23 protein-coding genes are annotated in these 19,136 nt (G+C 69.1%); 10 read left to right on the forward strand and 13 right to left on the reverse strand.

The window, feature by feature from the left end:
* Positions 1-20: 20 nt before the first annotated feature.
* Both ACFO3J_RS16470 and ACFO3J_RS16475 read right to left on the reverse strand, forming a co-directional pair.
* Positions 21-749: a 5-formyltetrahydrofolate cyclo-ligase gene (locus ACFO3J_RS16470; protein ID WP_386430122.1), complete on the reverse strand. Its 729-nt coding sequence runs from the start codon at positions 747-749 to the stop codon at positions 21-23.
* Positions 750-762: 13 nt separating this feature from the next.
* On the reverse strand, positions 763-1,929 hold the full coding sequence (locus ACFO3J_RS16475; RefSeq protein WP_386430123.1) for a helix-turn-helix transcriptional regulator: 1,167 nt from the start codon (positions 1,927-1,929) through the stop codon (positions 763-765).
* A 224-nt stretch (positions 1,930-2,153) separates the two neighbouring features.
* Between ACFO3J_RS16475 and ACFO3J_RS16480 the strand changes: the two genes are divergently transcribed.
* The 4 genes from ACFO3J_RS16480 to ACFO3J_RS16495 are packed head-to-tail and all read left to right on the forward strand — an operon-like array spanning position 2,154 to position 3,667.
* Positions 2,154-2,477, forward strand: a complete 324-nt coding sequence (locus ACFO3J_RS16480; RefSeq protein WP_386430124.1) for a hypothetical protein — start codon at positions 2,154-2,156, stop codon at positions 2,475-2,477.
* The gene (locus tag ACFO3J_RS16485; RefSeq protein ID WP_386430125.1) at positions 2,474-2,794 is read left to right on the forward strand and encodes a hypothetical protein; all 321 of its coding nucleotides are present in this window, start codon (positions 2,474-2,476) and stop codon (positions 2,792-2,794) included. Before ACFO3J_RS16480 ends, ACFO3J_RS16485 begins: the two co-directional genes overlap by 4 nt.
* A complete protein-coding gene (locus ACFO3J_RS16490; RefSeq protein WP_386430126.1) occupies positions 2,791-3,342 on the forward strand; it encodes an ATP-binding protein in 552 nt (183 codons plus the stop codon). Before ACFO3J_RS16485 ends, ACFO3J_RS16490 begins: the two co-directional genes overlap by 4 nt.
* A 49-nt stretch (positions 3,343-3,391) precedes the next feature.
* Positions 3,392-3,667, forward strand: a complete 276-nt coding sequence (locus ACFO3J_RS16495; protein WP_386430127.1) for a hypothetical protein — start codon at positions 3,392-3,394, stop codon at positions 3,665-3,667.
* A 124-nt stretch (positions 3,668-3,791) separates the two neighbouring features.
* Here the strand turns inward: ACFO3J_RS16495 and ACFO3J_RS16500 are convergent, their stop codons facing one another.
* Complete coding sequence (locus ACFO3J_RS16500) at positions 3,792-4,490, reverse strand: hypothetical protein (protein WP_386430128.1); 699 nt, start codon at positions 4,488-4,490, stop codon at positions 3,792-3,794.
* A gap of 387 nt (positions 4,491-4,877) precedes the next feature.
* Between ACFO3J_RS16500 and ACFO3J_RS16505 the strand changes: the two genes are divergently transcribed.
* Complete coding sequence (locus ACFO3J_RS16505) at positions 4,878-5,153, forward strand: hypothetical protein (RefSeq protein WP_386430129.1); 276 nt, start codon at positions 4,878-4,880, stop codon at positions 5,151-5,153.
* Positions 5,154-5,628: 475 nt separating this feature from the next.
* Here ACFO3J_RS16505 and mqnC read toward each other — a convergent pair whose 3' ends face one another.
* The 3 genes from mqnC to ACFO3J_RS16520 all read right to left on the reverse strand — a co-directional run bounded on the left by mqnC (position 5,629) and on the right by ACFO3J_RS16520 (position 8,288).
* Positions 5,629-6,840 carry a cyclic dehypoxanthinyl futalosine synthase gene (mqnC, locus tag ACFO3J_RS16510; RefSeq protein WP_386430130.1) on the reverse strand — a complete coding sequence of 404 codons (1,212 nt, stop codon included), beginning with the start codon at positions 6,838-6,840 and terminating at the stop codon, positions 5,629-5,631.
* A 110-nt stretch (positions 6,841-6,950) separates the two neighbouring features.
* Positions 6,951-7,247, reverse strand: coding sequence for a WXG100 family type VII secretion target (locus ACFO3J_RS16515; RefSeq protein WP_386430131.1), 297 nt, complete (start codon positions 7,245-7,247; stop codon positions 6,951-6,953).
* Positions 7,248-7,394: 147 nt separating this feature from the next.
* On the reverse strand, positions 7,395-8,288 hold the full coding sequence (locus tag ACFO3J_RS16520; protein ID WP_386430132.1) for a menaquinone biosynthetic enzyme MqnA/MqnD family protein: 894 nt from the start codon (positions 8,286-8,288) through the stop codon (positions 7,395-7,397).
* A 403-nt stretch (positions 8,289-8,691) separates the two neighbouring features.
* Here ACFO3J_RS16520 and ACFO3J_RS16525 point away from each other — a divergent pair, with 403 nt between their 5' ends.
* Positions 8,692-8,895: a cold-shock protein gene (locus ACFO3J_RS16525; RefSeq protein WP_033177709.1), complete on the forward strand. Its 204-nt coding sequence runs from the start codon at positions 8,692-8,694 to the stop codon at positions 8,893-8,895.
* A gap of 102 nt (positions 8,896-8,997) precedes the next feature.
* On the opposite strand, the gene ACFO3J_RS16530 is transcribed toward ACFO3J_RS16525, so the two are convergent.
* A complete protein-coding gene (locus ACFO3J_RS16530; protein WP_386430133.1) occupies positions 8,998-10,293 on the reverse strand; it encodes an acetyl-CoA C-acetyltransferase in 1,296 nt (431 codons plus the stop codon).
* Positions 10,294-10,482: 189 nt separating this feature from the next.
* Here ACFO3J_RS16530 and ACFO3J_RS16535 point away from each other — a divergent pair, with 189 nt between their 5' ends.
* The gene (locus ACFO3J_RS16535; protein ID WP_386430134.1) at positions 10,483-11,790 is read left to right on the forward strand and encodes a 3-oxoacyl-ACP reductase; all 1,308 of its coding nucleotides are present in this window, start codon (positions 10,483-10,485) and stop codon (positions 11,788-11,790) included.
* Positions 11,790-12,641, forward strand: coding sequence for a MaoC family dehydratase (locus ACFO3J_RS16540; RefSeq protein ID WP_386430135.1), 852 nt, complete (start codon positions 11,790-11,792; stop codon positions 12,639-12,641). The genes ACFO3J_RS16535 and ACFO3J_RS16540 overlap by 1 nt, the downstream gene beginning before the upstream one ends.
* Here ACFO3J_RS16540 and ACFO3J_RS16545 read toward each other — a convergent pair.
* The 6 genes from ACFO3J_RS16545 to ACFO3J_RS16570 form a co-directional block, all read right to left on the reverse strand.
* Positions 12,613-13,197, reverse strand: coding sequence for a TetR/AcrR family transcriptional regulator (locus ACFO3J_RS16545; RefSeq protein ID WP_386430246.1), 585 nt, complete (start codon positions 13,195-13,197; stop codon positions 12,613-12,615). The two genes, ACFO3J_RS16540 and ACFO3J_RS16545, sit on opposite strands and share 29 nt — an antisense overlap.
* A 155-nt stretch (positions 13,198-13,352) precedes the next feature.
* A complete protein-coding gene (locus tag ACFO3J_RS16550) occupies positions 13,353-13,706 on the reverse strand; it encodes a DUF4229 domain-containing protein (protein ID WP_386430136.1) in 354 nt (117 codons plus the stop codon).
* Positions 13,707-13,775: 69 nt separating this feature from the next.
* On the reverse strand, positions 13,776-14,297 hold the full coding sequence (locus ACFO3J_RS16555; RefSeq protein ID WP_386430137.1) for a GNAT family N-acetyltransferase: 522 nt from the start codon (positions 14,295-14,297) through the stop codon (positions 13,776-13,778).
* Positions 14,298-14,414: 117 nt separating this feature from the next.
* Positions 14,415-15,578 carry an aminofutalosine synthase MqnE gene (gene mqnE / locus ACFO3J_RS16560; RefSeq protein ID WP_386430138.1) on the reverse strand — a complete coding sequence of 388 codons (1,164 nt, stop codon included), beginning with the start codon at positions 15,576-15,578 and terminating at the stop codon, positions 14,415-14,417.
* An 86-nt stretch (positions 15,579-15,664) separates the two neighbouring features.
* Complete coding sequence (locus ACFO3J_RS16565; protein ID WP_386430139.1) at positions 15,665-16,120, reverse strand: Lrp/AsnC family transcriptional regulator; 456 nt, start codon at positions 16,118-16,120, stop codon at positions 15,665-15,667.
* 82 nt (positions 16,121-16,202) lie between these two features.
* Positions 16,203-16,946 (reverse strand): UbiX family flavin prenyltransferase, encoded by a 744-nt coding sequence (locus ACFO3J_RS16570; protein ID WP_386430140.1) that lies wholly within the window; start codon positions 16,944-16,946, stop codon positions 16,203-16,205.
* 228 nt (positions 16,947-17,174) lie between these two features.
* Here ACFO3J_RS16570 and ACFO3J_RS16575 point away from each other — a divergent pair, with 228 nt between their 5' ends.
* Positions 17,175-17,735 carry a rhomboid family intramembrane serine protease gene (locus ACFO3J_RS16575; RefSeq protein ID WP_386430247.1) on the forward strand — a complete coding sequence of 187 codons (561 nt, stop codon included), beginning with the start codon at positions 17,175-17,177 and terminating at the stop codon, positions 17,733-17,735.
* A 208-nt stretch (positions 17,736-17,943) separates the two neighbouring features.
* Positions 17,944-19,128, forward strand: coding sequence for a hypothetical protein (locus ACFO3J_RS16580; protein ID WP_386430141.1), 1,185 nt, complete (start codon positions 17,944-17,946; stop codon positions 19,126-19,128).
* Positions 19,129-19,136 lie beyond the last annotated feature (8 nt).

A 19,136-nucleotide genomic window follows, 5' to 3' on the forward strand; every position in this document is an offset into this window, starting at 1 on the left:
CTCGGCGGACCGTGCATGTCCTACGAGCGTCTCCGCGACGCCTGCCGCGCCGCCAGTACCGGAATAGCGGCGATCTTCTCCGCCGTGAGATCGCTCCACACCAAGCCCCGCGGGCGGCGCCGGCCGGTGCACAGGATCACCTCGTCGGGAGTGACGATGACATCCACGCTGAAGTCGTGCTCGGTCTCGGGGATGTCTTCATCGACGACCTGGAGGCCGTGAACCGGTGCGACGATCACCGTGTCGTCCGTCACCAGGCCGGCCTCGATCAGCAGCGCCACCTCAAGGTCGGAGTATCCGGCCCCCTTGCCGATGCGGACGCCCGATCGGTTCACGGCGACGCTGCCGCACACCACCACGTCGACAGGTCGCATCGTCCCGACACCGAGCCGACGGGCGACCTGAGCCGCGCCCCTCTTGTCGGCGGCCTCCTCGGCGGACACGGTCAACGTATTCGGGTCGATCTCGTAGAACGGCTCCATGCTCGCCATCCTCGGCACGGCCATGTAGAGGAGTTTGCCGTCCTCCAGAGCGCGGATACGTACGGGAAGCTGCGCCCAGTCGGGGTTGGCCTTGACCGTGGCTGCCCGCTGCCAGAGGTCGAGCCCGGCCAGCCGCTCTGCCGCCCGGTCGTTGCCGTAGAAACCGGGGATCTTGCCGTAGGAGTCGTCGGGCGCGCCGCCTCCCGCTATGAGACGCCGCCAGACGCGGTCGCGGACAGCCTGCTTGGCCTCATCGATGTCGCTCACGTATCCACCCGTCCTAGATCGCTGCCATCAGGGCGAGCAGACGATCGTTGATGTCCTGCGCCCACGGTTCGTTACGCCACTGCCGAAGCGCCCGACCAGCGGAGAAGGCCAGGTTGAGTCCGCCGCCCCCGCGTGTCAGTTCCACCGCGTCGATGGTGCGGTGCATGGTGCTGGCCGCTTCGTCGAGCTTGCCCTGCCGGATGAGGGCCAGTGTCAGGTTGCCGAGCGCGATGGCCTGACTCTTCTTCTTGGATGCCAGTGCTCGAGTGGTCACGCGCAGGATCGGCTCGGCCCGCTCCGGTAGGTCAAGGAACAGGTAACACGATCCCACCAGCCGGTTGTACTCATTGACCGTGTAGTACGGCGCGGCCACATCGTCCGTGCTCACCCGGTCGAACTGCGCCTCCGCCTTCCTGAGGGCGTCCTCGCACTCCTTGACCGCCCCGGTCATGGCGTGCCCCTCGGCAACGTGGAGCAGGGACAAACCGGTGAGTGACGGGCTGGCGAGCTTGGCCAGTCCGGCTGCCTGCTCGGCGAGCATGACACCGCGGGCCGGGTTCTTCTCGCCGTAGAGCGCCACGTAGCTCATCCGCAGGGTGGCGTAGGACGCCGTCGACGGGTCACGGGCATGGTGCGCGGCGCCGACCGCTTCCGCGAAGTAGGAGAGTGGTGCCTGGTGGTCGCGTCTTTGGCTGACATCCCAGATCAATTGGCCCATGATCGTCGCCGAGTCGGCCTCTACGTCGTAGAGCGCTCGACGGACACGCGGGTCGGAGGCGTTCTCCCGGAGGAACTTCACCTGACCGTGGACGTGTCCGGCTGGGCCGAGCAGGCTGGTGGACGACGCTCGGTCATAGGACTCGTCGAGCTGGCGGAGCCGCTCGTGAAGGTAGGCGACCACCACCAGATCGACCGAGCCGGGGTGTTCCAGCGCATAGTTCACACGTTCGCTCTGCTGCGCCTGGATGATCGTCACGTCATCGAGGACGGCTTGGAGTTCCTCGCCACTGATTCTCAGAGCACGGGCGAGCTTCGGTCGTAACCAGGCCTGCGGTTCGGTCTCGGCGCTTTCCCAGCGGCCGACGGTGGAACGCTCGACGCCAAGGTGTTCGGCCAAGCCCTCCTGTGTGAAGCCTGCCGACTTTCGCCGCTTGGTGAACCGCATGCGCTTGGCGGGCATCGCCCATCCCTCCGACTGACATGGGGGCGGGAATCAGCCTAGTGGCTGCGGCAACGCTCGCGCAGGCCAGGCAATCGAATGCGGCACAGATGCGTCATCCGTGCCGCACTCCTGCTGTGGGTTTTCGAAGATCGAGGCGCTTACCTGCTTACCGGACCCACTGGCGACTCCAGGTGCGGTCGCTCGTCATCGGTCGACCCGCGAGGGCTCAAGAGGAGGAATGGATGCCATCTGGAATGTACGGCTACATGAGGCTGGCTGCCGATAGCGGTGGGAGCGACGAAGGCGCGGCGATCAAAGAGGAGTTGACCGCGTACGCCACACGTGAGGGTTTCACGCTGACTCAACTGTTCGTCGAACAAGTGCGAGCCGGCGCACCGGCGTTCGACTGTTTGGCGACCGCTCTCCAGCGGGGCGGTGTGCACGACGTCATCGTGCCGTCCCTATGGCACTTCGCTCAGCTGCCCGGCCTGCAAATGGCTATGCGTGACCACATCGAGAAGGAGATCGGGGCGCGGATCTGGATCGTCCAAGGGGTGCAGCCGTGACCATCGGAAAACCCTTGATCTATGGATACATGCGCGCGTACGACGTGACACCGGATGTGGAGGTCATGCGGGAAGAGCTGCACCTGTTCCGCTGGGCACAGGCCCGGGGCTACGACCTCGTAGCCGTCTACCAGGAGGTCGAGGAAGGCAGTATCGATGTCCTGACCGAACTGGTCGAAGAGCTGAGGCGCACCGGCAGTCGGGCCGTACTGGTGCCGTCCATCGAGCATTTCGGCACCAGCCACCCGCTCCAGGACAACTTGTGGGCACACGTCGTGCACAACGCCCGCGCCGAGGTGCACGAGGTGAACCAGTGAAGACACCGCCGCCCCCGAGAACCCGCGTCGTCTCCGGCATCCGCCTGGCCGCGGTCCTCACCGCAGTCGGTCTGTCCCGGTCCTTCATCCGGCACACCCTCACCAACTGGCAGCTCGGCGAACAGATCGACGTTGCCGAACTGGTGGTCTCGGAGCTCGTCACCAACGCCGTCAAGAGCACAGGCAATACAGACCAACAACGGCAGCGGGAGGACATCAGCGCGCACCAACTCATCGGGGTGCAGCTACGCATGATGAACACCTGTCTCTACGTCGAAGTCTGGGACAGCGCTGATGGCTCACCCGTCATCCCGGAGCAGAGCCCGGATTCCGAAGGTGGCCGCGGACTCTTCCTGGTGGAATCGCTCTGCACGCGATGGGACATCTCCCGTCCCGCGGCCGGCGGAAAAATCGTCTGGGCCGAACTCCCCCTGACGGCGCCAGTGGCCTGCAACGAATTGGAACCGGTGGACATCGCGCTCATGCAACAAGTTTTGGACGCAACCTGCTTGGCGCATCGCGACAGGATCGAGACGGTAGCGGTATGACGATCCGCAGCAGCAGTGAAACAGCCCGCACCCACATCGCATCGACGGGGTGCTGAAGGGCATGATCTGCCTGGACTACGGCGGCAAGGCAACGGCACCGTTCCCGCGGCGTCTGGTGGGACTGACCGACCCGAAGCTCGGTGGCAACGTGCTGAGCCGTATGGGCTACGACCAACTCGTCCACCAGACGCTGGAGGGACGAAGGTCCGAGGAACTGAGCGCCGAACTCCACGGCGTCCTCCGAGCACTGAAGACTCCGAGCCACCAACCTGAAACGAAGGCCGGTCGATGCCGGGAAGGCGAGCGTCCACGGAGACCCGGATGAGGTCGGCCAAAGCCAGGCCGTCGAGGGCCTACGCGCGAAGGGGCTTCCCGATGGAGAGGGGAGCCCCCGGGTTTTACTGGAGGTAGCAGACCGGCCAACTGATGCATACGATATTGCCCTGCGGTCACATTGCTAAAGCCGATCCTAATAACTGCCCTAATACCTCGATGATTTTCTTATCACCCTCCTGCAAATCACCCGGGGCCATTGCGTCTATTGCCAATATCCCGTAGGCTTCGTGGTTGATCGAAGGCGCGACAGCAGCCGCAATGAAAGTTTTGTATGTGTTACTGTCTGGTTGAAGTGCGGGCGCCTCGCTAGTCAGATCAGCTACGAAGAGCGGTCTACGAGAATCCATGTGACCTAGGAGCCGATCGCCTCGCTGCGTTCCCTCTTCAAACTTTGTCTGCGGCGTCTCCTGGCGCCCGATCCACATACCAGGACGACATTTCAATACACGACTTCCTGCCGCACCCTCAAGTTCCAAGAAACAGACACGCGAGGCGGCGGGCCCGACGAGGCGAGCCGCAGTAATGACGACATGCGTCATCTGCTTCTTTAACTCTTTGCGTTCCTGGATAGCCGTAGTTACGGTGATCGCACCGAGTACCTCGATGATCGGGACCAGCATCTCCTGCAAGAGATTGCGCTGGGAGGCGGCAGCCGCGTCCACGAGTCGCTTCCCGACGAGGGCACCACGCGCCGACATGAAGATCAGCGTCAAGGTTGCTCCTGCGCCGATGGTCATCACGACCCAGAAGACCCACCCCAGTTCGTACTCCCCGGCCATCGCGGCCGCAGCGTAGGCCAGGACGTTTAACACGCCTGCGGCTGCCGTACCTCGGCTGATCCCCCACCCACGTATCGCCATGACGGCGCAGGTTAGCACTCGGTGAACTGCTTAGAAAATAATCCGACCAAAAGTTGCATAACGATGTTGTAAGAAGGGAACTTCTTCCAAGTTGGCCCGAAGTCCCGCCTGCCCGTGATAGCCATAGCCGCAGCCACGTTCGTGATCAAGGAACGCAAGATCGTTTACCCTGGCGCCGGGATCCGTCTCGGCCGCCCCGAGCAAGGCCAGATTCGGCCAACTGTAGAATTGGTTGACTAAATGTCCACCTTCGCGTTACGATGGAATAGTTTTTGGGAATAATAAACGAAGTACGAGAAAGGCAAATAGATAGCCGAAAGTACACCAAGGGGGAATGCAATGGAACGCAAAGGATTGCCTGAAATCGTTACCGATACACGTGACGACGGGCCAACGGACGTCGAGGTCTTAATGGCCGAGTTCAGGCAAGACCCGCAGGCCTACATGGAGAAGCGAGCCCAGCTCTTACGCGGCGACAGGTTATACGAGCAAGCACGTGAGCAAGTTCTCGCTGAGCAAAAAGAGGCCGTTCGTGCCTACGGCAGGCGGGCACTTCAACTTGTCTTACATCCGTTTTCTCACGGGCGAGAGAACGACAATACCTCGGCAACCTAGGAAATCGTCGCGCGAGTGACTCTCCGCGCGCAGGCTAGGGCACTACCAGAAGCTCTTGGGCTGACCCGAGGGCTTCTTGGTGTCTTTGACGCTTATATGTATGCCAGCGCGCTAATCGAGATAAATCTCGCAGCTCTCCTCCGTCGGCATTGCCACGATTCTCAAGAGCTCCAATGGAACGTTCAATCCCCAGCCAGCTAAGGTCGATGAGTCGTCCATCCAGCACCACGCGCCTTCCGCGGGGCGGGACTCAGTCAGGCAGACTAAAGAAGGTAACTCGAAATTGAAGGCGGGCCACCAGCCGCAGGTGAGCTCGGCCACCAGCGCATCAATGTCGACCAGCGTGGGCCGGAACCGGCCCACGCTCACATTGCTCGCGACGGCAATGGGGTGGACCGATGTCGGCCGAGCCGGCGCAGGTGCTCACGAGGTACCACCGCACGCCAAGTTGGCCGTTGGCCGCCAGCAGTGGCGGTCAGCGGGCTTCGAGGATCTTCAGCTCCGGGTGCGCCGTGCCGCCCTCGATCGCGGTTGAGGAGAGGTGGGAGACGACGTGGTCGTCGACCGGGTCGTTGGCCGGGTCGTCGTGGACGATCAGGTGTTCGTAGGTGGTCGCCCGCTGGGCGGGGACGCGGCCGGCCGCGCGGATGAGGTGGATGAGTTCCATCCGGTTGGAGCGGTGTCTGGCGCCGGCCGAGGAGACGACGTTCTCCTCCAGCATGACGGAGCCGAGGTCGTCCGCGCCGTAGTGGAGGGAGAGTTGGCCGACCTCCTTGCCGGTGGTCAGCCAGGAGCCCTGGATGTGGGCGACGTTGTCGAGGAAGAGGCGGGCGATGGCGATCAGCCGCAGGTACTCGAAGAGGGTGGCCTGGGTCTGGCCCTTGAGGTGGTTGTTCTCGGGCTGGTAGGTGTACGGGATGAACGCCCGGAAGCCGCCGGTGCGGTCCTGTACGTCGCGGATCATCCGCAGGTGCTCGATCCGCTCGGCGTTGGTCTCGCCGGTGCCCATCAGCATGGTGGAGGTGGACTCGACACCGAGGCCGTGCGCGGTCTCCATGATCTCCAGCCAGCGCTCGCCGGACTCCTTGAGCGGCGCGATGGCCTTGCGGGGCCTGGCCGGCAGCAGCTCGGCGCCGGCGCCGGCGAAGGAGTCGAGCCCGGCCGCGTGGATCCGGCGGATCGCCTCCTCCGCGCTCACCCCGGAGATCCGCGACATGTGCTCGACCTCGGACGCGCCCAGCGAGTGGATCACCAGCTGCGGAAACTCCCGCTTGATCGCGGCGAAGTGCTCTTCGTAGTACTCGACGCCGTAGTCCGGGTGGTGCCCGCCCTGGAACATGATCTGGGTGCCGCCCAGTTCGACCGTCTCGGCGCAGCGCCGCAGAATGTCGTCGAGGCCGCGGCTCCAGCCCTTGTCGGTGTCCTTGGGGGCGGCGTAGAACGCGCAGAACTTGCACGCCGTCACACAGACGTTCGTGTAGTTGATGTTGCGTTCGATGATGTACGTGGCGATGTGCTCGGTGCCGGCGTAGCGGCGGCGGCGCACCGCGTCGGCGGCGGCGCCCAGCGCGTGCAGCGGGGCCGAGCGGTAGAGGTCCAGCGCCTCCTCCGGGGTCACCCGGCCGCCGTGGGCGGCGCGTTCGAGGACGGTTGCGATGTCGCTCGACGGGGAGGTCGGGGAAGTCACCGGGGCGGTCCCTTCGGAGGGGTCAGGTCGGACTCGGCCAGCCTACGCCTGCCGGTCCGCCGCCCCGGGGAAGGGACCGCCCCGGTGCCGCGCGCCCGAGGACGTGCGGATCAGCCGCCGAGGCCCTTGGCCAGCTGCTCGTCCGCCTGCTGGAAGGCGTCGGCCGCGGCCTCCAGGAAGTGGGCCATGCCGTCGATGCCCTCGATGGTCTTGGTGGCACCGGCGTTGAACTCGGTGTACGACTGGTCGAACTGCTTCGACGAGCGGTCCGTCACATAGCCGCCGTTCACCAGGTCCTGCACGAACTTCTGCAGCGTGTGCAGCTTCTCGGTGATCTCGTGCTGGCCGGTGCGCAGCTTGGTGGCCGCGTCCCTCATGTCCTGGTACGTGACGTTGACATTAGCCATGGCGGCTCAAGCCTCCCGTTGAACATGCCGCAGGGCCGACCCCCGTGGCGCCTGAGTTGCAGCCGGCTGCGACGGTCTGCAGACCCCTCAACCTACCGGGCCCGGCACCCTCGGGTCAGCCCGAGGCCGGGAGCGGGTGACGGGACGTCAGGCGACCGGTCGCGGCGGGAGCAGGTCCACGCGGGCCGGAGGGGGGAAGCCGACGCGGCGGGCGAATTCGGCGATGCCGGTGAGTTGGTCGGGGCCGAGGGAGAAGTCGAGGGTGGTGAAGTAGCGGCGCAGCAGGTCCTCGTCGAAGGCCTCCCAGCGGGCCGCCTGCTCGGCGACCTTGGCGACCTCTTCGAGGGAGAGGTCGCGGGAGGCGAGGAAGGCGCGGTGGACGTCGTGGACGGCTTCGGGGTGGGCGGCGAGGTAGTCGCGGCGCACCGCCCAGATGGCGAAGACGAAGGGGAGGCCGGTCCAGTCCTTCCACATCTGGCCGAGGTCGTGGACCTCCAGGCCGAGGCGGGGGGCCTCGTGCAGGGACGCGCGCAGGGCCGCGTCGCCGATCAGGACGGCGGCCTGGGCCTCCTGCATCATCAGCGAGAGGTCGGGCGGGCAGCGGTAGTAGTCCGGCGAGACACCGTAGCGCTCGGTGAGCAGCAGTTCCGCCAGCCGGACCGAGGTGCGGCTGGTGGAGCCGAGGGCGACGCGCTGGCCGTCGAGCTGCTTCAGCGGGACCTGGCTGACGATCACGCAGGACATCACCGGGCCGTCGCAGCCCACCGCGATGTCCGGCAGGGCAACCAGTTCGTCGGCGTGCTTCAGGTACTCCATGAGGGTGACCGGGCCGATGTCCAGGTCACCGTCCACCAGCTGGGCACTGAGCTTCTCCGGGGTGTCCTTGGTGAGCTCCAGGTCGAGCAGCGCGCCGGTTCTGGCAAGGCCCCAGTAGAGGGGGACGCAGTTCAGGAACTGGATGTGGCCCACCCGGGGGCGGACCGGGCCGCTTACCTCTCCGCTTACGCCGCCGATAACGTCACCACGCGCAGATGTGTCCATATGCCGGACGCTACTCCTGGGTTCGGCCGAAGCCGCGCCGGGGTGGCGGTGGCACGCCGTATGGCCTTTATCACCCGATGTCCACGCCTGTCCCGCGCGGGTTCACCACCAGGTCCGCCGGCGGGCCCGCCGGACACGCCCCCGCGGCCCCCCGCCTGCGCGGCGACCGTCCGGGCGGCGGTCGGGAGGCGGTCCGGCAGGCCGTGGCGCGACCCGGGAAAGAGAGATCTTCATGCCCTTCCCCGGCCCAGACCGCACATGCTAGGCTCATCGCAAGTTGCAGTTTGGTTTCCTTGCAGTACTAAAGCCTGCGGAGCATGTAACCCGCAGGCTTTTGTAATTTTCAGACTTCGCAGTTGCAGGTTCTGGAGCAGGGCAACCCTTTGGGCCCAAGGAGGGCTTTATGGCTACCGGAACCGTGAAGTGGTTCAACGCTGAAAAGGGCTTCGGCTTCATCGCCCAGGACGGCGGCGGCCCGGATGTCTTCGTTCACTACTCCGCGATCAACGCCTCCGGCTTCCGCTCCCTTGAGGAGAACCAGCCGGTGACCTTCGACGTCACCCAGGGCCCGAAGGGCCCCCAGGCGGAGAACGTCACCCCGAACTAGTTCCCGCTAGTCCGGTTTTCCACGGCGCGGTCGCGCCCAGAACCTGCAGTACCAAGGGGCCCCGCACACCTAGCGGGGCCCCTGCCTCTTTGTCCCCCCTGCTCAGAAGCGTTCGAGCACCGCGGTCACGCCCTGGCCGCCCGCCGCGCAGATGGAGATCAGGCCCCGGCCCGGCGCGTCCCGCTCCGCCAGCAGGTGGGCGAGGGTCGCCACGATCCGGGCGCCGGTGGCGGCGAAGGGGTGGCCGGTGGCGAGTGAGGAGCCGGCCACATTGAGCCGGGTCCGGTCGATGACGCCCAGCGGGGCGTCCAGGCCGAGGCGCCGGGCGCAGTAGTCCTTGTCCTCCCAGGCCGCGAGGGTGGCCAGCACCTGGGACGCGAACGCCTCGTGGATCTCGTAGAGGTCGAAGCGGGACACGTCCGGGGGCAGGCCGGCGCGGGCCAGCATCCGGGGTACGGCGTAGGCGGGCGCCATCAGCAGGCCGTCGGAGCGGGGGCCGCCGGACACATAGTCGACGGCGGCGGTCTCGTACGCGGTCAGGAACGCCAGCGGGGTCAGACCGCGGGCGGCGGCCCACTCCTCGCTCGCCAGCAGGACGACAGCGGCGCCGTCGGTGAGCGGGGTGGAGTTGCCGGCCGTCATGGTGCCGTCCGGGCCGCCGTAGACGGGGGCCAGCCGGGCCAGCTGGTCGGCCGTCGAGTCCGGCCGGAGGTTCTGGTCGCGCTCCAGGCCGCGGTAGGGGGTGACCAGCGGGGCGAAGAAGCCGCGGTCGTAGGCGGCGCCGAGGCGCTGGTGGCTGGCGGCGGCCAGTTCGTCCTGGGCCCGGCGGGTGATGCCCCACTCGGCGGCGGTGAGGGCCGCGTGCTCGCCCATGGACAGGCCGGTACGCGGTTCGGCGTTGCGCGGGATGTCCGGCACCAGGTGCCGGGGCCGTACGGCGGCCAGCGCGCGCAGCCGGGCGCCCGGCGATTTGGCACGGCGGGCGGCCAGCAGGGTGCGGCGCAGTTCGTCGTTGACGCCGAGCGGCGCGTCGCTGGTGGTGTCGGCGCCGCCCGCGACACCGCAGTCGATGACGCCGAGCGCGATCTTGGCGGCGACCGCGAAGACCGACTGGAGACCGGTGGCGCAGGCCTGCTGAAGGTCGTAGGCCGGGGTGGCCGGGTCCAGTACGGAGCCGAGCACGGTCTCGCGGGCGAGGTTGAAGTCGCGGCTGTGCTTGAGGACCGCCCCGGCCACGAACTCGCCGACGGTCTCCCCCGCCAGCCCGGTCCGCGCGGCCAGGCCGTCCAGCGCGGCGGTGAGCATGTCCTGGTTGGACGCGGTGGCGTAGGGCCCGTCGGAGCGTGCGAAGGGAATCCGGTTCCCGGCGATGACGGCGACACGGCGGACAGACTGCATGCGGTTCCCTCCGGGGGAGTTGCGGTGACGGCGGGCCGGACGACGGGCGGGAGCGGGAGCAGGGGCGGTGGCCAACCCCGGGGCCGGGCCCCGAGCCAAGCCCCGGGCCGTGGCCGGGTCTTGGCCGGAACCGCACCGCACCAGTAGCCTTACCGCCGGTAAACTTACTCCAGGGTAAGGAGAAGGCCAATGGCCGATCGCTACCTGCGCCTCACCGGCACGGCCCCCGGCCGCTTCCTCACCCGGCGGCTCGGACTGCCCCAGCCCGCCCCACTGCGCCGCTGGTCGGCCGAACGGCCCTCACTCGACGGGCCGGTCCTGCGGCTGACGGCGGGCGAGCCGGCACCGGACCGGCCGGACTCACCGCACTCACCGGCGCCGTACGCGGCGGTCGTGCTGGACGCGACCGGCATCGCGGAGCCGGCCGGGCTGCGGGCCGTGCACACCTCGCTGCACCCGCTGACAGCCGGGCTCGCGCCGTCCGGCCGGGTGGTGGTGCTCGGGACCCGGCCGGGCGACGGCGACCTGCACCGGGCCGCCGCCCAGCAGGCATTGGAGGGCTTCGTCCGCTCGCTCGGCAAAAAGATCGGCCGGGGCAGGACCGTACAGCTCGTACGGCTCGCGCCGGGGGCCGCGCCGGATTCGACGCTCGACTTCCTGCTGTCGCCGAAGTCGGCCTATGTGTCCGGGCAGGTCATCGAGGTGGGTCCGGCGCCCGGGCAGCCGCCACCGGGCGACCGGCGGCGTACCGCGCTGGTCACCGGGGCCGCGCGCGGCATCGGGGAGGCGGTGGCCGCCGCCCTCGCCAGGGACGGGGCGCATGTGGTGTGCCTGGACGTCCCGTCGGCCGGGGACGCGCTCGGCGCGGTCGCCGCCCGGCTCGGCGGCACCGCCCTGGCGCTGGACATCACGGCGGCGGACGCCGGCGAGCGGATCGCGGCGGCCGTGGCGGGGCTCGGCAGGGGTCACGACAGCGGTCTCGGCGGGGGCCTCGACGTGCTGGTGCACAACGCCGGCATCACCCGCGACCGCCGGCTGTCCCGGATGGACGGCGACCGCTGGGACGCGGTGCTGGAGGTCAACCTCGGCAGTGTGCTGCGCACCACCGGGCACCTGCTCGCGGCCGGAGCGCTCAACGACCACGGGCGGATCGTGGCCACCGCGTCCATCGCCGGCATCGCGGGCAACGCCGGACAGACCAACTACGCGGCTTCCAAGGCCGGGATCATCGGCTTCGTACGGGCCCTCGCGGCGGACGAGGCGCTGCGCGAGCGCGGTGTCACCGTCAACGCGGTCGCGCCCGGCTTCATCGAGACGGACATGACGGCGGCGGTCCCGCTGTTCATCCGCGAGGCGGGCCGGCGGCTGAACTCACTCGGGCAGGGCGGCCTGCCGGTGGACGTGGCCGAGACGGTGGCGTGGCTGGCCTCACCGGCGTCCGGCGGGATCAGCGGGCAGGTCGTCCGGGTGTGCGGCCAGTCGCTGCTGGGGGCGTGATGGCGCTTCTCCTCACGCTGGCCCGGGGCGCGGTGGCCGGGGTCGGCAAGCGGCCCGCCGCCTTCCGGGGCGAGTTGCCGGAGCTGCGGCTGTCCCGGCCGGGGGTGCGGATCGACGCGGCGCGGCTGGCGGCCTACGCGGAGGTGTGCGGCTTCGCCGATCCGGGGAGCGGCGTGCTCCCGCTGACCTATCCGCACATCCTCGGCTTTCCGCTGGCCGCGCGGATCATGGCCGCCCGGGCGTTTCCGCTGCCGCTGGCCGGGCTGGTGCACACCGGGACCACCATCTCCGCCCGGGGGGCGCTGCGGGTCACCGACCGGCCCGAACTGAGCGTCCGCACCGAGGGGTTGCGGGCGCACCGGCGCGGTACGGAAGTGGTGCTGGTGACGCGCGCCCGGCTGGGCGGCGAGGTGGTGTGGGAGGACCGCAGTACGTATCTGGCCCGGCACCGGGTGGCGGACGGGGCCGGGGCGCGGGCAGCGGAACGGCCGGCGGGCGGGGAAACCGCCGGGGAGCTGCCCGAACGCGAGGTGTGGCCGCTGCCCGCCGATCTCGGGCGGCGCCACGCCCGGGTCTCCGGCGACTGGAACCCGATCCACCTCTACGCCTGGACGGCCCGCCCGCTGGGTTTCCGCCGTCCCATCGTGCACGGCATGTGGACGCTGGCGCGCTGCGTCGCGGTGCGGCCCGAGGTCAGGTATGTCTCCGTCGAGTTCCGCCGCCCGGTGCCGCTGCCCGCCACCGTGCACTACGCCGCGCAGGGGCCGGACTTCGCGCTGCGCGGGCCGGACGGGGTGGTCCATCTCGTCGGGCGGGCGGGTCTCACGGCGTCCAGTGCTCGCCGCGCATGAGGTTGGCCAGGCCGGACCAGGCGAAGTTCATCAGCGTCGCGGCGTTCTCCCGCCCCGACCGCTCCGACCCGCTCCCCCACCCCGCCAGCGACTCCGCCGCCCCCACCAGCGCGTGTGCCAGCGCGGCCACCTCGCAGCCCGCCGGTATCGGATCGGCGCGGTCCGTGTCCCGCGCCGCCGCGGCGATCTGCGCGGTGACGAACTCCACGATCTCGGCCCGCATCAGCGCGACCTCGGCGGCGAAGGGCTCGCCGACCGTTCGGGCCTGGGTGTGCAGGAGGGTCCAGCCGTCGGGGTGGGCGGCGGTGTGCTCGAAGAAGCCGAGCAGGCCGCTCCACAGCTGGCGGTCGGCGGGGGCGCCGGGCTCGACGGCGGCCCGGATCGCGGCGGTCAGCGCGTCGGCCTCACGCCGGATGCAGGCGGTGAAGAGCTCGTCCTTGGAGTTCAGATAGAGGTAGACCAGCGGTTTGCTGACCCCGGCGGCCTCCGCGATCTCGTCCATGGACGCCGACCGGTAACCGCGCCGGGCGAACGTCGCCACCGCCGCGTCCAGCATCTGCCGCTCGCGTACCGCCCGCGGCACCCTCTTCGTCTGCGCCTTCACCGGCTGTGCTCCCCTCGTCCCCCAGCACAACGCCCCGCACGGGAAGGGGCGTTCCCGTGCGGGGCGTCGAGCTGCGACCGGAACAGGGGCCGGGACCGGGCCGCCGGTCAGGCGGTGTGCGGCTCGCTCTCCTGGACGGAGGCGGGGGCGGAGGCCGCGGCAGAGGTGGAAGCGGCGGCTGCGCGGGCCGCGTCGTCCGCCTCGTCCTCCTGGCCGACGCTCTCCGCGAAGTTCAGCCGGGTGCGGTCCACCCGCGCCGACACCTTGGCGGCGGCCTCCTCGCGGGCTCCCCGCAGCAGCACCCAGCTCAGCGGCGCGGAGACGATCAGCGCGAGCAGCGCGACCCACAGGTAGTTGGAGTCACCGAGCCCGGCCGGCAGGAGGTGCAGCCGTACCAGTCCCCAGATGACACCGAAGCAGGCGACGATGAGGCCGAAGCGCAGTGCGGTGTAACGGAACATGGATCCAGTGAAGCACGCGCCGAAGTGGATCTGTCGGCCACCCCTGCCACGCCCCGGGCCCGCCGGACGTCAGAGCGTGAGCAGCATATGGATGTCGTCGCGGTCGTCGCCGGGTGACACCCGGATCGCGCCGGGCACCCGGCCGACCTCTTTGTAGCCGCAGGTGGCGTAGAAGAGATCCACGCCCGTGCCGCCCCGGCAGGTCAGCCGGATCGCCTCGATGCCGTGAAAGGTGCGGGCCGCCTGCTCGACGGCGGCCATGAGCGTCCGGCCGTAGCCGCGGCCCTGGCGGCCGGGGTGCACCATCACCGTGTAGAGCCACAGCCAGTGGGTCATCAGCCGGTGGGTGTTGTACGTGAGGAAGGCGGTCGCGGCGATCCGTCCGTCCTCGTCCCGCCCGACCAGCAGCCGGCGCCGCCCGGCCCGGACGGCCGCGAGGGCCTCGTCCAGGTCGGGGCGGATGTCGTCGACATCGACCGGCGGCACGAAGCCGACGGCACCCCCCGCGTTGGACACATCGGTCCACAACGCGAGGATGCCGTCCCTCAACTCGTCGTCGAGCACCGGGTCCAGCTGGCAGGTAAGACTCATATGTCCATGTTAGCCATTACCCAGCCGCTGGGTGGAGTAACGAGTATCGCACCCGGTGTCACCCTTGTCACACCGGTGACTCATCACACCAGTGTCTCGTCGCACCGGCGACCCCCATCACACCCGCATCGGCTGCGGCGACTCCCGCCGGTTCTCGTCCGGGCCCCGGTACTCGCGGATGATCTCGTACCGGGTGTTCCGCTCGACCGGCCGGAAGCCCGCGTCGCGGATCAGGTCCAGGATGTCGTCCCTGGTGAGCTTGTTGGGCGTGCCGTAGTCGTCGGCGTCGTGGGTGATCTTGTACTCGACCACCGAGCCGTCCATGTCGTCGGCGCCGTGGTTGAGCGCGAGCTGCGCGGTGGACAGGCCGTGCATCACCCAGAACACCTTCACATGCGGCACGTTGTCGAACAGCAGCCGGGAGACCGCGAAGGTCTTCAGCGCCTCGGCGCCGGTCGCCATGGTCGTCCGCGCCTGGAGGGTGTTGCGGATCTTGCCGTCCTTCATGTCCACGAAGTCGTGCTGGTAGCGCAGCGGGATGAAGACCTGGAAACCGCCGGTCTCGTCCTGGAGTTCGCGCAGCCGCAGCACGTGGTCCACCCGGTGCCGGGGCTCCTCGATGTGGCCGTAGAGCATGGTGCAGGGCGTCTTGAGGCCCTTCTCGTGCGCCAGCCGGTGGATCCGGGACCAGTCCTCCCAGTGGGTGCGGTGGTCCACGATGTGCTGCCGGACCTCCCAGTCGAAGATCTCCGCGCCGCCGCCGGTCAGCGATTCCAGGCCCGCGTCGATCAGCTCGTCCAGGATCTCGGAGGCGGACAGCCCGGAGATGGTCTCGAAGTGGTGGATCTCGGTGGCGGTGAAGGCCTTGAGCGAGACCTGCGGCAGCGCCTCCTTGAGCGCCTTCAGCGAGCGCGGGTAGTAGCGCCACGGCAGGCTCGGGTGCAGGCCGTTGACGATGTGCAGCTCGGTGAGGCTGTCCGCCTCCATCGCCTGGGCCAGCTTGACGGCCTCCTCGATGCGCATGGTGTACGCGTCCTTCTCGCCCGGCTTGCGCTGGAAGGAGCAGTACGCGCACGACGCCGTGCACACATTCGTCATGTTCAGGTGCCGGTTGACGTTGAAGTGGACGACGTCACCGTTCTTCCGGGTGCGCACCAGGTGGGCGAGGCCGCCCAGCCATGCCAGGTCGTCGGAGTCGTAGAGGGCGATGCCGTCCTCCCGGGTCAGCCGCTCGCCGGCGTGGACCTTCTCCTCCAGCTCGCGCTTGAGCCCAGCGTCCATGTGTCTCCTCCTACGAGTCCTGCGCGTCCTACGCGTCCTACGCGGTTCCTACGCGGTGGTCCTGCGAGGGCCGTTCGACCTTACGCTCAGGCCTCTTCCGGGAGCTGGCCGACCCGGTTCTCCCACTTGGTGGACAGCACGATCGTGGTGCGCGTCCTGGCCACGCCCATGGTCCCGGACAGCCGGCGGATGGTGTGCTCCAGGCCGTCCACGTCACCGACCCGCACCTTGAGCATGTACGAGTCGTCGCCCGCGATGAACCAGCAGTCCTCGATCTCGTCCAGGTCGCGCAGCCGGTGGGCCACTTCCTCGTGGTCGGCGGCGTCGGACAACTGGAGGCCGACCAGGGCGGTGACGCCCAGGCCGAGGGCGGCGGGCGCGACGGTGGCGCGGTAGCCGGTGATCACTCCGGCCTGTTCCAGACGGTTGATGCGGTCGGTGACGCTCGGGCCCGACAGACCCACCAGCCGGCCCAGCTCCGCGTACGAGGCGCGGCCGTTCTCCCGCAACGCCTGGATGAGCTGTCTGTCCACCGCGTCCATCAGAATGGACCCTCCCGTTCGTGCCGTGACTGCGCTGTCCGGACAAGAATCTAAGGCATGAACGGGCCCGCGCCCTGCGCATCTACTCTTCCGGCGCCGGATCGGTCCCTTCCCGGGTCTCCCGTGCGGCCTCCGGCGGGGTCTCGCGCGCCGCCCCGCCCAGCTCGCCCCGCCAGCGCCGGTAGAGCTTGTGCGGCACCCCGGCCGCGTCCAGTGCCCGGCCGGCCACGAAGTCCACCAGGTCCTGGATGTGGGCGGCGCCGGCGTAGAAGGCGGGCGAGGCCGGCAGCACCACCGCCCCCGCGTCGTCCAGCGCGACCAGGTGCCGCAGGGTCTGCCCGCTCAGCGGCGTCTCGCGCACCGCGACCACCAGCGGGCGGCGCTCCTTGAGCGTCACCGAGGCCGCCCGTTGCAGCAAATCCTTGGACAGCCCGAGGGCCACCCCGGCCACGCACGCGGTGCTGGCCGGGACGATCAGCATGCCCTTGGCCGGATACGAGCCCGACGAAGGCCCGGCGGCCAGGTCGCCGGCCGCCCAGTGCCGTACCGCCGACAGGTCGAGCAGGCCCGGCTGGAAGGCGTCGGGGCTGCCGTCTGCGCCGCGGGCCAGCCAGCGGGTGAGGTCGGCCCGCCAGTGCGCGTCGCGGAAGGGGGCGCCGGTCTCGTCCAGCAGGGTCAGCCGGGCGGCCCGGCTGACCACCAGGTCCACCTGCTCGCCGGCGTGCAGCAGGGCGCGCAGCACCGAGGCGGCGTAGGGGGTGCCCGAGGCACCGGACACGCCCACGATCCACGGCCTGCGCTGGCTCCGTTCCGGGGTCCCGTTCACGCGGTCGAGCGTAACCGCAGCCCTGGTGGGTAGCGTGACCAGGCAGTCCGCGCGGGAACCGGCACGGGCGCCGGACACGTTGTCCACCATGGAGGACCACGGGACCACAGGGGGGTTTCGGTGACGTACGGATCGGCCGAGCGGCGGGCCGCGCGGCCCAGGACGGGCCTGTCGGACACTTTGCTGACGCCGCTGCGCAGCGGACTGCGCAGCGGGAGCCGGGTGACCATGGCCGCGGCGCTGATGGTGTCGTGGGTCGCGCTGCTGTGGCTGCTGGAGGCGATCGACGTCCTGACCGGGCGCAGCCTGGACTCGCTGGGCATCGTGCCGCGCCAGCCGAGCCAGCTGCTGGACATCGTGCCGTCGGCGTTCACCCACTTCGGGTTCGCGCATGTGGCCTCCAACAGCCTGCCGCTGCTGGTGCTGGGCTTCATAGCCGCCCTGCGCGGCATAGGCCGCTTCCTCGCGGTCGCCTTCACCGTCATCGTCATCGCGGGGCTCGGCGTGTGGCTGATCGCCCCGGCGCACACCAACACCGCGGGCGCGTCCGGCCTGATCTTCGGACTGTTCGGCTATCTGCTGGTCCGCGGTTTCGTCGACCGGCGGGCGATGGACATCGTGGTCGGGCTGATCGTCGGGGTGCTCTACGGGTCGATCCTGTGGGGCGTGCTGCCCACCGCGACCGGTGTGTCCTGGCAGGGCCATCTCTTCGGTCTGGTGGGCGGCGTGGCGGCGGCCTTCCTGTTCCGCGAGCGGCAGCGGACGGCGGCGATCTCCCCGGGGCCCTGACCGGCCGCCCCGTCGTACGGACGAACGACCCAGCGAGAAGGTTGCTTCCGGGTTCCGGCAGTCAAGGCCGGGCGAACTGGCCATGAAATCACGGCGAGTTCATACAACCCTCACAGCTATTCTCACGTCATAGGTCATATCGTCTTGCTTTTCATACGACAGGGGAGTCGTCATCATCACCAAGCGCAAGGGCCTCGCCGCCGCCGGAGTGCTGGCCCTGATCACCGCCGGCTCCGCCGCCTGCGGAGTCGCCCAGGCCACCCCCGCGGGCAAGGTCCAGAACGCCTTCACCAAGCTGTCCGACCAGAAGTCGTTGACGCTCGGTGTCTCCTTCGGTGGCTCCGCCGACCAGATCTACACCTACTTCAAGGGTGAGGACGACTTCACCCGGGCCGACGCGCAGCTGCTGGCGAACCTGCGCGCGACGTACGCCTTCAGCTCCGACCAGCCGATCGGCCACCTCAAGTCCGGTGACAAGAGCGCCACGTTCGGCTTCGCGGTGTCCGACGACGCCGCCGCCAAGCAGCAGCTGATCGAGGTCCGCTCGATCGGCGGCAAACTGTATCTGCGGGCCGATCTCAAGGCGGTCTCCAAGCTGGCCTCCTCCGCCGACAGCGGCAGTGGCGACAGCGGCGACTCGCTGGGCCTGAACGAACTGCTGGACGAGGGCGACCAGCTGCCCGCCTCGATGGGAGCGTTCAAGGCCGCCCTCAAGGGCGACTGGATCAGCATCGACCCGACCGCGTTCGAGAGCCTCGCCAAGACCTTCGGCGCCGACGCCGGCCTCCCCACCAGCAACCCGCAGCTGGACGCCAAGACGCAGACCCAGGTGCTGACCGGGCTGCGGAACGCGGTCGCGCACAACGCGAAGTTCAAGGACCTCGGCAACCGCGACGGCGCCGACCACATCCAGCTGACCGTCCCGGCCCGGCCGTTCGCCAAGGAACTGACCACCAGTCTGGCCCCGGTGCTCAAGAAGGTCCCCGGCTACAAGCAGTCCGACGTGGACAAGGGGCTCAAGGACGTACCGAACCGTACGGTCAGCGCCGACCTGGCCATCAAGGACGGCACGATCTCCGCCGTCACCGTCGACCTGGCCCAGTTGGACGACCAGCCGCACACCGGCCAGCTCCCGCTCACACTGAGCCTGGCCGGCGGCACCGCCGCGGTGGCGGTGCCGTCCGGAGCGGTGGAACTCAAGCCGAAGGATCTGCTCGGCCTGATCACCGCCGACATGCCGAAGCTGGGCAGCGCCGATTCGTCGTCCGGTTCCGGCACCGATTCGTCCGGCTCCGGCGGTGACTCCTCGTCCAGCTCCTCCGCCGCGCCGAGCCTGACCGATCTGCAGAAGAGCCTGAAGACCCAGAAGCAGTTCGTCCCCAGCGGTCAGTAGCCCGGCCG

It is taken from the genome of Streptomyces polygonati (assembly GCF_042650325.1).
Lineage (GTDB): Bacteria > Actinomycetota > Actinomycetes > Streptomycetales > Streptomycetaceae > Actinacidiphila > Actinacidiphila polygonati.

Bases quoted from the DNA above. Each gene is read 5' to 3' on its own strand.
- ACFO3J_RS16475 (WP_386430123.1), bottom strand. From the start codon at position 1,929: ATGCCCGCCAAGCGCATGCGGTTCACCAAGCGGCGAAAGTCGGCAGGC.
- ACFO3J_RS16480 (WP_386430124.1), top strand. From the start codon at position 2,154: ATGCCATCTGGAATGTACGGCTACATGAGGCTGGCTGCCGATAGCGGT.
- ACFO3J_RS16505 (WP_386430129.1), top strand. From the start codon at position 4,878: ATGGAACGCAAAGGATTGCCTGAAATCGTTACCGATACACGTGACGAC.
- ACFO3J_RS16515 (WP_386430131.1), bottom strand. From the start codon at position 7,247: ATGGCTAATGTCAACGTCACGTACCAGGACATGAGGGACGCGGCCACC.
- ACFO3J_RS16520 (WP_386430132.1), bottom strand. From the start codon at position 8,288: ATGGACACATCTGCGCGTGGTGACGTTATCGGCGGCGTAAGCGGAGAG.
- ACFO3J_RS16525 (WP_033177709.1), top strand. From the start codon at position 8,692: ATGGCTACCGGAACCGTGAAGTGGTTCAACGCTGAAAAGGGCTTCGGC.
- ACFO3J_RS16530 (WP_386430133.1), bottom strand. From the start codon at position 10,293: ATGCAGTCTGTCCGCCGTGTCGCCGTCATCGCCGGGAACCGGATTCCC.
- ACFO3J_RS16535 (WP_386430134.1), top strand. From the start codon at position 10,483: ATGGCCGATCGCTACCTGCGCCTCACCGGCACGGCCCCCGGCCGCTTC.
- ACFO3J_RS16540 (WP_386430135.1), top strand. From the start codon at position 11,790: ATGGCGCTTCTCCTCACGCTGGCCCGGGGCGCGGTGGCCGGGGTCGGC.
- ACFO3J_RS16545 (WP_386430246.1), bottom strand. From the start codon at position 13,197: ATGCTGGACGCGGCGGTGGCGACGTTCGCCCGGCGCGGTTACCGGTCG.
- ACFO3J_RS16550 (WP_386430136.1), bottom strand. From the start codon at position 13,706: ATGTTCCGTTACACCGCACTGCGCTTCGGCCTCATCGTCGCCTGCTTC.
- ACFO3J_RS16555 (WP_386430137.1), bottom strand. From the start codon at position 14,297: ATGAGTCTTACCTGCCAGCTGGACCCGGTGCTCGACGACGAGTTGAGG.
- mqnE (WP_386430138.1), bottom strand. From the start codon at position 15,578: ATGGACGCTGGGCTCAAGCGCGAGCTGGAGGAGAAGGTCCACGCCGGC.
- ACFO3J_RS16565 (WP_386430139.1), bottom strand. From the start codon at position 16,120: ATGGACGCGGTGGACAGACAGCTCATCCAGGCGTTGCGGGAGAACGGC.
- ACFO3J_RS16575 (WP_386430247.1), top strand. From the start codon at position 17,175: ATGGCCGCGGCGCTGATGGTGTCGTGGGTCGCGCTGCTGTGGCTGCTG.